The following is a 13,421-nucleotide window of genomic DNA, read 5'->3' as shown; positions in this document are numbered from 1 at the left end:
GACGTCATGACATGCACCGGACCCGCGGGAACCGTGATCTTCAGCGACACCGACAGCCAATATCATCGCGGCAAGCCTGTCATATCCCGCGATCGCTGCGCCATCCTCTACAACTATTTCTCTCGCGTACGGCGCCATCCGTTCTTCTGGGAGCGGTCAGGGGTATCACGGGCGCAAATCGCCGAGATTGACGGTAGAGCAGCGCGACTGCGTGCTTTGGCGCGCCGGTCTGCCGGCGATTGCGCGTCTCGTCCCACCCAATATTGCCTACGATCGGCCGCGGGACCGCGTCACACTTGATAAACTTGGTCCTGGAGGTTTCCGGGCGATTTCGGCTAGATCCGCGACGCTAAACTCCTGAAGGATCGCGATCGTCTCATCTCGGTATAGACGGGTATAACCTATCGCAATCAGCTAAATTTTACTAGGCTTTGGTCCCGGACGACCAGCCGCGCGGCCGCGGCAACATCCGGCGCAAGCCACGCCACGTCAGCGCCGGAAGACAAATGATCAAACCCAATAGGCCGATCAAATAAACGCATAGGACACCTATCTCCACCATAATGAAGGAGGCAAGCTTGTTTGCGAGAACGGGCGGCGGTATCTGAGTTGTCATATCGGCAACATTACAGGCGTCCCGAAATGGGTCAAGATTTTGTTTACCATCTCCCGACCTCAACGCTTTTGCAGCGATGAACGCGAGGATCCAGCAATCAGGCCAGGACGAGACCTGCTCGAAGTCATATGCCTGCCATGAACCAGACGGGATGTTTAGGTTTCTTCTGCCATTGCTGTCGAAGGTCGTAGAATCGATGTGTTCTCAACACAGCGGTGAAACGTGTCTCAGTACGGAGTTTTAAGAATAGTTCGCCCACGGAACGGTCGGTTGCCGCGCTGAGCCGAACTTTCGCTTCTCTCCACTCAAGGCGTATAAGCCGAGACCTTCACCCAATCTACAACCATGTCCTGAGGCAAGGCGTTGTCGACTGGTGGACCCGGCCAATCTCCGCCCACCGCCACATTCAACAGCATGTAAAATGGCTGGTCGTCGAACACCCACCTTTTCCCTGCGGGAATGTCATCTTTGGTGACGGTTTTGTAGACGACGTTGTCCAGCAGCCAAGAAACCCGCCCCGGTGTCCATTCGATCGCGTAAACGTGGAAATCGTCCGAAAGATCGCGCGGAACTGTCTGATCGCCGACGGCGGTGTAACCGGGGGCGTGTAGGTTGCTGAACACGGTGCTCGGGGACTGGCCGACATTTTCCATAATATCGATCTCGCCATTGTCCGGCCATTGACCCACACTTCCCATAAGCCAAAAGGCGGGGAGGAGGCCAGGGCCGCGGGGGATCTTTATGCGGGCCTCGAATTTCCCGAATTTGAGAGCAAAGCGGCCTTTGGTCTTGATGCGGCCGGACGTGTAACGCCCATCGGACTCCTTGCGTGCCGTGACCACAAGGTGCCCTTGGCCATCCTGTCTGATGTTACCAATTTGATCCGTATAGGTTTGATATTCGTTGTTTCCCCAGAGGCTGTTACCGTAGCCAACCTCATAGACCCACTTCGTCCTGTCCAATTTGCTCATCGAAGGACCGTCGAAATCGTCACGCCATATAGGCACAAAACTCGCAGCAAAAACGTCATTGTCTGCAAGAATGCACAGCACAACGAGCAGAAGCACTTGGGTTAAATCGCGCAAAGATTCAGCTCCTCAGGAATTCGTTGAGCGAAGATTGATTCCAGCGGCAACAGCGGATGGTTCAGCGAACGATCAGCCGACAACGTGGATTGTTGTGTTAAAAGTCTTAGGACCGCGCTTGAGGCAGATATTCCCTATAAGGGGCAGTATCGGATTAATCCAGAGCATTTCAGGACAGATTAGTACGAGCTAACTCTAAATTAACCTTCTATCGACGCGGACTAAAGTGATAAAGGAATTGGTAGCAGGAGGAGAATAGCGTTTGGGGGCGACGGCATCACGATCGAAGGTGAGCCGTGGAAGGAGATGGACAATTGAGTTTAAGATTAAAGTCACTACTTGCCGCGGTTGGAGTTTCCGTCGCTATGTGGGGCGGCATCGTCGGAAGCGGCAGATGGGTTGCTGGCCAATTCGATGCGGGAATCGATCGGCAAGAAACCGCAAGCACGCATTAAATTCACGGTACCGCAGCCCAATGCGCGGGACGGCGAAATTTCCTCACATCGTCTGGCTAGGCAATTCGCACGGACTTGCGAAGCGGCTTGAATGGGCGTGTCAGTCAGTCGCCTGTCTCAACCGCTTCCCCCTGGAGTTCAACTCCAAAACTCCCTTCAAAATCGCCGGCTATATCTGAGCTCTCGCCGGATACGCTCGAAAGCGGAGCGCTTAAACAACTACCCCTGCTGTTGATGCGCTGGTTCTTGTCGTGTGCCCCGGCGCCTGTGCGCCCGCACTTCTTTGTAAGAGTTTCAGAGGTCGATTTTGTTCTTGACCCCCTTAAGTAGAGCAATATTCCGATTCTCAACTAGAGTAGCAATCTGGGACAAAAATAATAGTAAGTCAGGAAAACCTTTAGCGCTTTCATCACCACTTTAGATCGCTTGAGTCGATCTTTTGGCCCAAATCTCAGCGCGCATAGCGATATTCTTGTTGCAATGCAAAAAAAGCTTGGCAACCGGGTTGCGCTGCGAGAAACGATTTGGCAAAGTCCAGTTAACTTTTTCGTAACCATGCGTCGCGGTTAACCACGAGACGGCTGGCCGCGACAAATGTTTACAAGAACGCACCGGGGAAAAAATGGCGGCAGAGATTCATCGAGTAACTATTGGCGGGGTTTCGACAGCCTGCGTTTCGCGCAACGACCTAGTCGACCTCATGCTTGTCGATAGCAAGTCTCACAATGTGGCCCGCCCGAGATTACTGTTTGATATCAATGGCCACGGTCTTGCAATGTCGCTGTTCGACAAGAAATACCGCGAAGATTTGAACGCAGCCGATATTATCCATGCCGACGGCCAGCCTCTGGTTACTGCCTCCAAAATATTGACCAAGTCACCCGTGCCCGAGCGAAGTGCCACGACGGATCTGTTTCATGACGTCGCCGAAGCGGCGCAACGCAGTGGGAAGACATTCTTTTTGTTCGGCGGGAGCCAAGAAATCGTCACGGCATGCGCGCAAAAGATGCAGCGCCTTTATCCTTCGTTGGTCATTGTCGGTATGAGAAATGGCTATTTTTCAGCCACTGAAGAGGCTGACGTATGCAACGAGATCAATGCTTCGGGTGCCGACATCGTTTGGGTTGGCCTTGGAAAGCCTAAAGAGCAAGCTTTCTGTGTTCGCAACCGCGAAAGGATTTCTGCCGAATGGCTCGTAACCTGTGGCGGATGTTTCAATTATGTGACGGGTTCATACGCGCGCGCACCAGTTTGGATGCAGCGAACTGGTACAGAATGGATGCACCGAATGATAACTCAGCCAAGGAAGCTCTTGTGGCGTTATCTTTCAACAACGCCGATTGCCCTGTTCCTCTTACTGGCAAGAACGGGTGACCAGATCAAGCCTGGAAGAACCGCGGGAGCCTGACTGGTATGTCGCAGTTCTCTGGGCGGTTTCGTGTTCGAATTTCCTACGTGCTGCATGCCATCGCTTCGCCGGATCGGTTCATGCGAGAAGCCCGTTGCGGGACAGTGGTAGGCGTCGAGTAGGTGCGAAAAGGTTCCCCTTAAGTTAGCGAGTCTTACAAGGAGCGGCGTCACGTTACGTTCTTTGTACTGAAAGCATCTGATTTAGCGATCCCGTCATAACGGAGCTCAAAGTGTATATTGCTGTACGAGAAAGTAATAGCGCAGAAACATTCCCGTCGGCATTTGTCGGGCGCGATGTAAAGCCGATCCTGTCGGCTCCTACCGGGAGGTTTAGGGAATCCGGCGAAAAGCGCTACATTCACCTGCTGGGAAAGCGGGCGATGGATATCGTCCTTTCCGCAGCCGCTCTTTTGATATTGGCGCCCCTGCTGGTCGTTATCGCAGTTGCTATACGCGTGGAAAGCAAAGGGTCGCCGCTATTTTCACAGATCCGTTGGGGGAAGGACGGCAGAAAAATTCTTGTTTTTAAGTTCCGCTCGATGCGCTCGGACCTAGGTGATCCTACCGGCGTTGCCCAAACGATCAAAGGCGATCCAAGAATAACGAGAGTAGGCGCTCTTCTTCGGCGAACGAACCTCGACGAACTTCCGCAGATATACAATGTCCTGCGCGGCGATATGTCCCTCGTTGGTCCGCGTTGCCATGCGATCGGGATGCTGGCTGGAGGGATGCTTTATGAGGAGCTCGTGCCCGAATATCACAACCGGCATTCGATGCGTCCAGGATTGACCGGTCTTGCCCAAATGCGCGGTTTGCGTGGACCGACGGACAAGGCGGCAAAAGCGCGCGCGCGCATCGCTTCGGACCTTCGTTACGTCCGGAATTTCTCTCTGCTACTGGATGTGAAGATCCTGATTGGGACGATAGCGAACGAACTGCGTGGCGGCCAGGGCTTCTAGCATTGAAGATCATAACCGAACACGGACATGCCGCTGCGGTCGACTTTGGCGGTTTGAATTATTGAACCGGGAATGGCTGCTAACCTTACCGGGTAACCAAACCAAGGGCATTCGCTTGACGACCAAGACTGAATTTGGAATTTCGTGACAATGGAAATTGTTCAGCAAACAACCATTGCAGGAATCCTGAAGGTAGAGCTGCGATCTAGAGTTCTTCGCAGGCTATACTACGACCGTTCACGCCGACACCTCGCCCTTGAAATGCGTACCGGTGGTCTTCGCATCTATGGCGATGTGCCACCATCGATACCAGAGGAAATCATCTCCCATGCAGCCCCTGGCGTCTTGTACGATGAACATCTGAGAATTGTACTCGGGACACCGATCTCCCGTTTCAGCGCGACGGGCATCGCATTTCGACTTCGCCTAAGGCGCATGAGATTGGGAGAGGTGTGAACTATTTTGCTCGCCGATCGATCCGATGGGGCGAGCACAAAAGTCGATTGAACTCGAAGGGAAGGTCAAGTTTCCTCGTCAATGCTTGGAACGACGAAGTCACTTCGAGTGGAAAGAGGTCGCCTTCGCCAAGTTTCCTGTGCAAAAGGCGAGATGAGGCAACCGAAGCTCTAGTCTGTTGCCGTATTGGTTGGCGTCAATCAGTTCGTATTAGTCTCGCGGTATCCGTTATTCGCGAGAATATAGTCAGCCCAATGAAGGCTGATCACGTTAGTCTCTTCGAGATAACGAAAACTCGAAATTATCTCTGTAAAAGCAGTCTCGCTTTGTTGCATTGCAGCATGGATGTGCAATATGAAGAATAAGCATCAACCCGGCCATATGAATGAAAAACACTTTTCTGCTGATCGGCAATTATGGGCTAGCGACGTTTGCAACGGCTGTTGTATCGGCCAGCCATCTTCTCATTCAGCTTGCCGTTCTCCACAGCTTGGGATCTGCCGAGTTTGGGTTGATAGCATTCCTGTTGACGCTGATGCAATTTGGCTCCGGTCTGTGCAATTCGGTGGTGGCGGCGCCCTACACCGTAGCGATCAGTGCTGGTTCCCAGGATGAGAATTCAACTGCCTGCTTCTTCGCTGTGAATGCCGGACTTGCTCTCTTGAACGGTGCGCTCGCTGCAGCGGCGGCATTTTGGATCGGGAGCACCAGTTGGCTGATAGCAGTGTGCTTCGCGTTGGCAAGTGCGCTTTTCACGATACGGTGGTTCGGTCGCACGGAAGCGTACGCAACCCACAAGCCAGTCAAGGCAGCTGCATCGGATATCGCCTATTCAGTGGCGCTTCTTATCGGCCTCGGCCTTTCCTGGTTTCAAGGCTTGTCGCTGGCGTCCGCATCCATGATCTTCGTGGCGGCCGGGACTGCCGGGATGATCCCGTTTGGCATGTCTTTCCTGCGTAGGCACCTTGAAGGCGACTGGCGCTCGACGGTTTCGGCGTACAGGCCAATCTGGAGGGACCAGTCGCGTTGGGCGGTGGTCGGCCTGGTGACCACGGAGGCCACGGCCAATGCTCATTCCTATCTGGTGACCTTAATCGCCGGTCCGGCGGCCTTCGCTCCCATCGCCGCGGCGATGCTGTTCCTTCGGCCGATCGGCGTCTGCATGGTCTCCCTGACCCAGATCGAGCGGCCCGCCATGGCTCGTGCATTTGCCGCGAACGATCGCGCGCGCGCGACCGGATACGCCGTGCGTTTTACGGCCGTGCTGGTACTGATCTGGGCGATGACCATTGTCGCAACCGCGACCACCTTGCATTTTTACCCCGGAATAGCGTTCAAGCCCGGGCTCGAAATAAAGCTCGTTCTGGTGGCGTTCGGGCTCTGGGCGATCATTTGCCTGGTACAGTGCGTACAAACGCCACTCAACGTCTTTCTTCAGGCGGAGGGGCGCTTTCGCGAGCTTGCTGATGCGAGCATGAAGGCATGCCTTGTGACGGTGGCAGGCGTTGTCGCCTTGCTGCTCACGGTCGGACCCGTCTATGCAACGATTGGGGTGCTGGCAGGCCAACTCATCATGACCTTTGGAATTGTTTCGAGTGTTCGCGCCGACAAGGTGCCGCAGGGCCTGAGGGAGGTCGCCAATGTTAGTGGCTAGGGCTGGCGGTCATATATCTCAAGCTGACGTCTACGACTTGGAAAGGACCTTTTCCCCTTGCTGACGCGGATCAAATCCTTAGCAAAGCCGGCTTTCATGAAGGGGCTGGAAGCTTGGACGGAACGGCGCTGGCGGCGCAGAAAGGTTGCTGCGCGCCATGGGTTGCCGCATCGCCTCGTGGTCTCGCTGACGTCCTATCCCAAGAGATACGACGTTCTCGAGCTGACGCTCAAGACGATATTGACGCAAGATCTTGCTCCCGACGAGGTTCTTCTGTGGATTGCACATGAGGATATCACGGCGCTGCCGCCCTCGATCAGGGAATTGGAACGCGGGGGACTGACAATCCGCGCGACGGAAGACCTGCGCTCCTACAAGAAAATCATCCCGGCACTCGAACACTATGGTGATGCGATCATCGTCACAGCTGATGACGATGTCTACTATCCGCCATCCTGGCTGCGAAGGCTCGTGGAAGAGTACAGGGCAGGGGTGCCGGAAGTGCTCTGCCACCGAGCTCACCTGACGCGCAGAAGCGATGGTGGTTTTCAACCCTATGACAGCTGGCACTTCAACATCAGGAAGGCCCGTAGCGCGTCCGACGTTTTCTTTACCGGCGTCGGCGGCGTTCTCTATCCACCTGGCGTCCTGCACACTGACGTCAACAACATCGCAAAAATTCTCGAACTCTGCCCGACGACGGACGACGTATGGCTCAACTGGATGGTCCGGCTAAACGGGGCGACGGTTCGCAAGGTTAGCAGGTGGATTCGGTTCTATGAGTGGCCGGGCTCCCAGGGTGTCGCGTTGCAAAATAGCAACCGGGGCCAGAACGGCGGAAACGACGCGCAGATCGCCAATCTTGTCCGAGCTTACGGCATTCCGGAGACAGCACAATGAGCGTCAAAACCGAAGCATTCTCCGCCGTGCGCTGGACTACCTTTGTTACGGTGGGCCGCGTTGTCTTGCAGACGCTGCAACTCATCGTGCTTGCACGGCTGATTTCGCCACAAGATTTCGGTATGATGGCGATGATCCTCAGTGTCACCGCGTTTATTCAGCTCTTTGGTGATCTGGGTGTAAGCACGACGATCATATATTCGCGCGAAATTTCGAAGGAAGTTCTATCAACGCTTTATTGGCTAAATGTCTTCATGGGCGCCCTACTCTCCGGCCTGGTGTGGGCGGCGAGCCCCTGGGTCGCGAGTTTTTACAGCACGCCGGGCTTGCAGACGCCTCTCGCCCTTGCCGGAAGCTCCTTCTTTATTCTTGCGATCGGCCAACAAGTGAAGGTGTTGGCCGAGAAGCGGCTCGCATTCCGCCCGATTGCGATCGTCGAGCTGATCTCGGCGATCATAAGCACGGTCCTTGCCATCGTAGTCGCTTATCTGGGGGGCGGGGTTTATTCTCTCGTGGTTGCGGTCACGGCGCTGGCGACGGGAAATAGTCTGCTTTACTGGCTGTTCGTTCGTGACGGCTGGTTACCTGGCCTTCACTTCCGGGTCGGAGAAGCGTCGTCCAATCTAAAATCCGGTCTCTACCTGCTTGGGGCAAGTTTAGCCAACACCGCGACAATTCAGGCCGATGTAATGGTCGTCGGGAGAATGCTCGGTAGCGCGGCGCTTGGATTTTATACGGTTCCGCGCGAGCTCTCCTTAAAAGTTATGTTCGCGACAAACCCAATTGTCACAAGGGTCGGAACACCGTTGATCGCCAAGGCTCAGGGCGACCAAGTGCTTTTGCGCAAGATCTATCTTGCGACCATCAGGATGACGTCAGCGATAAATTTTCCGATCTATGCCGCCATTGCGGCGTTTCGCCATGAGACGGTGCAAGTCGTGCTCGGGCCGAACTGGTCCCAGTCCGCCGACCTGCTCGGCGTCATGGCGGTCTGGGGGATGTTCAGGGCACTCGGCAATCCTGTGGGCAGCCTGCTTTACGGAACCGGCCATTCGCGGCTCGCCCTTGTCCAAAGCCTCGGCGTGACCGCGGCTATTGTACCCACGATCTACATTGGCGGCCTGTGGGGCTCGATGGGAGTGGCGACGGCCCTGACAATCTTCTATGTGCTGTTCGTCTTCGTGGTCTGGCTGTTTATTGTTCGCAAGATTACCGGAGCTGGAATAGTCGAATATACCCTTCAATGGGCCGTCCCACTGCTAGTGACGATTATGGCCGTAGCAGTTGCATTGGCGGCCTCTTGCCGCCTAACAACGGACCTCCTCAGGCTGGCTCTCGGTCTACCGGTTGGGGGACTCGCCTATGTCGCGTTCAGTTGGTTCCTCAATAGGACATGGTGCGACGCAATGTTGGGTATGGCGGGCTTTTCGGAACGAAAATTTGCATAAATTTATCCGCGTTACCCAGGGCAACTCATGAAACTGTCTACAAAGAAAACGAATTTTGAATCGCTGTCAGCGACCGCAATCGGGCAATCCGAAAGGCTGGTAAGACTGATCGAAGTCCTCTTCTTTATATTTTTGCTAGTTGTTCTTGTCCGAGTTTCCATGGGCGAGTCTGATTCGGTCGACGCTCGGTTTGCGCGATTGGACGCCACGGAAGCGGGTGATCGCGTAAAGCAAGCCGCCTATACGCTGGCGTTCATAACATTCCTCGGCCTGTGGATCCGCCTCCGGGGCCTCCGCTTGCCGAGTTGCATTTCATTGATGCAGGTTTTGCTGATTGGCTGGATCATTCTAAGCACAACTTGGGCCTATGACCCCAACGTGTCGTTCCGGCGCGCTGTATTGCTTGTCTTCGTATTTGCAAGCATAGCTATATCAGTCGATTTTTTGGGGCCAACTCGAAGCTTAGACGTCATGTACAAAGCGCTAGCTGCCTGCATGACGGCGTCTCTGATATCGGTATTTCTATTTCCTTCTTTTGCTATTCATCCACCAACGGAGGTAGATCAAAGCATAGTTGGCGGATGGAAGGGAGTTTTTATTCATAAGAATACTGCTGGCGCCGTTTGCGCTATGGCAACTATAATTTTCCTGCATTACGGCATGGCACGGAGACGCTGGTATGATTGGTTCTTCTTAGCCATTTGTGTAGTTTTCCTCGTGGGCTGCAAGGCTAAGACTCCACTAGGCCTGTTGTTGCTAGTCGTACCCGCTGGCTTTCTCTACAGGGCTGCGTGGCATAGTGCCTTAGGCCGCCTGCTAGTCTTATTGTTCATATCAAGCTCTGCAGCCTTGGTTGCAGTCGGCGTATCGGGTTACTCTGACAAGTTGGCGGAACTTTTTTCAAATCCTCAATCATTCACCGGTCGAGTTGCGATTTGGGATACCGCGCTAGCATTCTCGGCTGACCACCCTTGGCTGGGATCCGGTTATAGCTCTCTATGGGCGGTAAGTAGCGCGCCTCCCATTCTGCCATATATGACGGATGCCTTCCTGGAAGCGATCGTCCACTCACACAATGGGTATTTGGAGATGTTGGCGACCACTGGAATTCCCGGGCTGACCCTAGCGTTGGTCGCTGCACTAGTTGTACCACTCTTCCAGTTTCTATTTGCGCCGCGTGCCAACGACATAAAGTTCTTTTCATTGTTATTTTCCCTCTGGTTTTTCGGTCTCCTTGAGAATCTGATGGAGACACAGCTCTATACACGCGACAGAGAGGTCTGGATTGTGTTCGTTACAACAATATTGATTGTTCAAATAAAAAGTAAATACTTCCTTGATAGGAGATACATTGTGACAAGAAGAAATGCTGAGATTTCACCTCAGAACAACGTATAGCTAGATAATTCCTGACCTTGAGGAACATAAAATGACCGAGCCGTTATTTACCGTTGTTATTCCAACCTTTAATCGAGAGCACCTTATTGAAGGAACGATCAACTCTGTGTTGAAGCAGGATCTTCAGGACTTTGAGATCGTTATCGTTGACGACGGTTCCAATGATAATCCAGGCAGGGTTGTAGCGCGGTTCAATGACGATCGGATGCGCCTGATACGGCAACCAAACGCAGGCGGTGGAGCTGCGAGAAACAACGGAATTCAAAACGCTCGCGGGCAGTACATTGCCTTTCTTGATTCAGATGATTCATTCCTGCCTAACAAATTGTCTCGATGCGCCAGAGAATTCCCGATTTCGGATGATCTGGTCCTCTATTCGGCGATGAACGTGGATCGCGGCGTGGAGAAGTTCTGGATAAGGCCGGATCGTGCGATCCGGGAAAATGAGGACGTTGGCGAGTATCTTTTTTGTGCGAACCAATTGATTCAGACGTCGACTATAGTTCTATCAACAAAACTCGCCAAGAGGGTCATGTTTGATCCGACTTTGCGCAGAGGGCAGGACCTTGATTTCTGTATCCGCTTACAAGCGGCGGGTGCAAAGTTCAGAATGATCGAGGAGCCTCTGACAATTTGGCTCGACAACACGGAGGCGGGCAGAACGTCATATGTTTCGGGATACGAGTCGTCGTCAAAATGGCTTGAAAAGTGCCAACATCTGCTCACGAGGAAGGCGTTGCTGGGATATAGGGCGACGGTCTTAGGGTACCATTTGGCACCGGTGAAACCTTTTGCAGCTGCTGCAGATTTTTTTAAGGGATGGGCATTTGCCGGCGTCTCCTCAAGGACCATTGCGAGACAGCTACTTCGCGCGTATATGCCCAGAGCAATGTACAGGGCCATCGTGAACAGTTTCGTCGCTCGTTTCGGAAGAGTTTAGGCGCGTTCTGAGTGGGAATGGAAGCCCCGGAGCTACTCGGAGCATGCTGAATAAAATGCTTTCTAACAGTCCAATCTTTTCTGTTGTCATACCGGTATACAATAGGGCGGATCTCGTCCTTAATGCGATTAAATCGGTCCTTGATCAGTCATTGCAAGACTTCGAGATACTGATCATCGATGATGGTTCTACTGACGATGTCGCCAGCTCGATACTGAGTGTTCAAGATCAGCGAATTCGGCTCTTCCGACAATCCAACGCGGGCGCAAGCTCGGCGCGTAATGCCGGAATTGACCTAGCCAGCAGTCGCTACATCGCATTTCTCGATTCTGATGACCTGTTCCTTCCGCACCATCTCGAAACGGTGAAGGTTCTTTTGGAAAAATCAGATGATGTAGCAGCTTATGCCCCGGTTATCGTTCGCCGTGGCAGTGGCCGCGCATTCGTCAAACCGCCGCGTGCGATCCGCTCGGATGAAGATATGGCAATCTACCTGATTTGTGATCGGGGGTTTGTGCAAACGAGCGGGCTTGCTTTGCGAAGCGAAACCGCGAAACGCGTCAAATACCGGGAGGATGCAATATTCGGTGATGACACGGACTTTGCCATTCGTTTGCAATTGGCGGGTTGCCGCTTTGAAATGGCAGAAAGCCCGACAGTCGTTTGGGCAGACGACGTCGAACATGACCGGCTCTCTACCGGCCGTACGCCGATCGGTGATTTACGCTGGCTTGAAGACCTTCGCCCTCAAATACCAGTGCGTGCATACTATGGTTACAGAGGCTGGCATTTTGCAAAGAGCATGGCTCAAAAGAACGCGTGGCAGGCAATGATGCTCTACCTGGCCGCTGTTCTTCACGGTGCCTATTCCCCCCGATTGGCTGGGATCGTATTTCTACAGATTGTTCTGCCGGATCGGCAGTATCGAAACATTACCGATAAGTGGCTACTATTCCTAAAGACCTGGGGGCGCAAATTTGAAGCGGCGTGACTTTCTGTGCGCGGCAGCCGGTGCTGCGTGTTCACTCGTTCCGAAATTGGCCGAGGCCGGAGCGGATTCTCTCAGGCACAAAGCTGAGGCCAGGGGCCTTGTCTATGGATGCGCGGTCAAGTCTCGCAATTTACGTGACGATGCTCAATTTCGCGCAGCAGTCGCCAATGAAGCGGGCATCCTTGTTCCCGAATATGAGTTGAAGAGGCAGTTCATTCAGCCGGAGCCCAATCGATATGATTTCGCTGCTGTCGATTTCATTCTCCAGTCTGCCGCGCGTGATGATCAGAAGGCGCGGGGCCATACATTGGCATGGTATGATGCGAACCCGGCATGGCTTCCGAACGCCTTGAATGATTCAACGACCGCAGCGGCGAAAGCGAAACTGCTAACGGAATATATTGCGTTCGTGACCAAACGGTATGCTGGTCGAATGCATTCCTGGGATGTCGTGAATGAAGCGGTGGAACCAGATAACGGGCGCTCGGATGGAATGCGTAGTCAGAGTATTTGGTACGAAGCTCTAGGCGAGGATTACATACCATTGGCGTTCCATGCCGCAAAACAAGCGGATCCGCATGCGCTGCTGTTCTTGAATGACTTTGGTGTTGAAGCGCCGATTCGCTGGAACGATCGTCGCAGAAAAGCCCTTTTGAACTTGCTCGACCGCCTGAAAAGTAAGGATGTGCCCGTAGAAGCTTTCGGCATTCAGGGCCACCTGCATCCATATCGAGATGGTTTTGACGCCAAGGTGTTTGCGCGGTTTATCCATGATCTCGAAGGCTATGGCATCAAGCTGATGATTACTGAACTTGATGTCAGCGATCGAGGCGGACCTGACGACCCGCAGAAGAGGGACGCGGACGTGGCCGCGGTAACCAAAGATTTTCTGAATGTCGCGCTCGAAAGTCATCAAACGCTTGGCGTCTTAACGTGGGGTCTAACTGATCGCTACACATGGCTCTCAACGAGCGACAAATATAAATGGCCAGATGGCCAGTTGCCGCGTGCTCTTCCGCTCGATGGCATTCTTGCACGAAAGCCTATGTGGGACGCGATATCGAACGCCTTCGATTTAGCCGCGAACCGAATGCAATAGGAGCGTGTTC

The 13,421-nt window shown here is 53.6% G+C and carries 11 protein-coding genes; 9 read left to right on the top strand and 2 right to left on the bottom strand.

What is annotated here, in order from left to right; genetic code table 11:
- Positions 1-921: 921 nt before the first annotated feature.
- Positions 922-1,701: a glycoside hydrolase family 16 protein gene (locus tag CPY51_RS07055; RefSeq protein WP_146260087.1), complete on the bottom strand. Its 780-nt coding sequence runs from the start codon at positions 1,699-1,701 to the stop codon at positions 922-924.
- Between the two features lie 1,077 nt (positions 1,702-2,778).
- Here CPY51_RS07055 and CPY51_RS07050 point away from each other — a divergent pair.
- Positions 2,779-3,564, top strand: a complete 786-nt coding sequence (locus CPY51_RS07050) for a WecB/TagA/CpsF family glycosyltransferase (RefSeq protein WP_111159574.1) — start codon at positions 2,779-2,781, stop codon at positions 3,562-3,564.
- 238 nt (positions 3,565-3,802) lie between these two features.
- On the top strand, positions 3,803-4,525 hold the full coding sequence (locus tag CPY51_RS07045; protein ID WP_420820676.1) for a sugar transferase: 723 nt from the start codon (positions 3,803-3,805) through the stop codon (positions 4,523-4,525).
- A 237-nt stretch (positions 4,526-4,762) separates the two neighbouring features.
- On the opposite strand, the gene CPY51_RS33740 is transcribed toward CPY51_RS07045, so the two are convergent.
- Positions 4,763-4,885, bottom strand: coding sequence for a hypothetical protein (locus CPY51_RS33740; protein WP_275540456.1), 123 nt, complete (start codon positions 4,883-4,885; stop codon positions 4,763-4,765).
- Positions 4,886-5,366: 481 nt separating this feature from the next.
- Here CPY51_RS33740 and CPY51_RS07035 point away from each other — a divergent pair, with 481 nt between their 5' ends.
- Genes CPY51_RS07035 through CPY51_RS07005 form a run of 7 tightly spaced genes read left to right on the top strand, consistent with a single transcriptional unit; the run spans position 5,367 to position 13,411 of the window.
- The gene (locus tag CPY51_RS07035; RefSeq protein ID WP_111159571.1) at positions 5,367-6,635 is read left to right on the top strand and encodes an MATE family efflux transporter; all 1,269 of its coding nucleotides are present in this window, start codon (positions 5,367-5,369) and stop codon (positions 6,633-6,635) included.
- Between the two features lie 57 nt (positions 6,636-6,692).
- Positions 6,693-7,535 (top strand): glycosyltransferase family 2 protein, encoded by an 843-nt coding sequence (locus CPY51_RS07030; RefSeq protein ID WP_111159570.1) that lies wholly within the window; start codon positions 6,693-6,695, stop codon positions 7,533-7,535.
- Positions 7,532-8,983: an MOP flippase family protein gene (locus tag CPY51_RS07025; RefSeq protein WP_111159569.1), complete on the top strand. Its 1,452-nt coding sequence runs from the start codon at positions 7,532-7,534 to the stop codon at positions 8,981-8,983. Before CPY51_RS07030 ends, CPY51_RS07025 begins: the two co-directional genes overlap by 4 nt.
- Before the next feature lie 27 nt (positions 8,984-9,010).
- Complete coding sequence (locus CPY51_RS07020) at positions 9,011-10,381, top strand: O-antigen ligase family protein (RefSeq protein WP_111159568.1); 1,371 nt, start codon at positions 9,011-9,013, stop codon at positions 10,379-10,381.
- A gap of 31 nt (positions 10,382-10,412) precedes the next feature.
- Positions 10,413-11,321: a glycosyltransferase family 2 protein gene (locus tag CPY51_RS07015; RefSeq protein ID WP_111159567.1), complete on the top strand. Its 909-nt coding sequence runs from the start codon at positions 10,413-10,415 to the stop codon at positions 11,319-11,321.
- A 43-nt stretch (positions 11,322-11,364) separates the two neighbouring features.
- Positions 11,365-12,312 (top strand): glycosyltransferase family 2 protein, encoded by a 948-nt coding sequence (locus CPY51_RS07010; protein ID WP_111159566.1) that lies wholly within the window; start codon positions 11,365-11,367, stop codon positions 12,310-12,312.
- Positions 12,299-13,411 carry an endo-1,4-beta-xylanase gene (locus CPY51_RS07005; RefSeq protein ID WP_111159565.1) on the top strand — a complete coding sequence of 371 codons (1,113 nt, stop codon included), beginning with the start codon at positions 12,299-12,301 and terminating at the stop codon, positions 13,409-13,411. The genes CPY51_RS07010 and CPY51_RS07005 overlap by 14 nt, the downstream gene beginning before the upstream one ends.
- Positions 13,412-13,421 lie beyond the last annotated feature (10 nt).

The sequence above is a fragment of the Arminella tubonensis genome (genome assembly GCF_003240585.1).
Lineage (GTDB): Bacteria > Pseudomonadota > Alphaproteobacteria > Rhizobiales > Rhizobiaceae > Rhizobium > Rhizobium tubonense.
The sequence above is the reverse complement of the archived record's forward strand: the minus strand, read 5'-3'. Positions and strand labels throughout refer to the sequence as shown.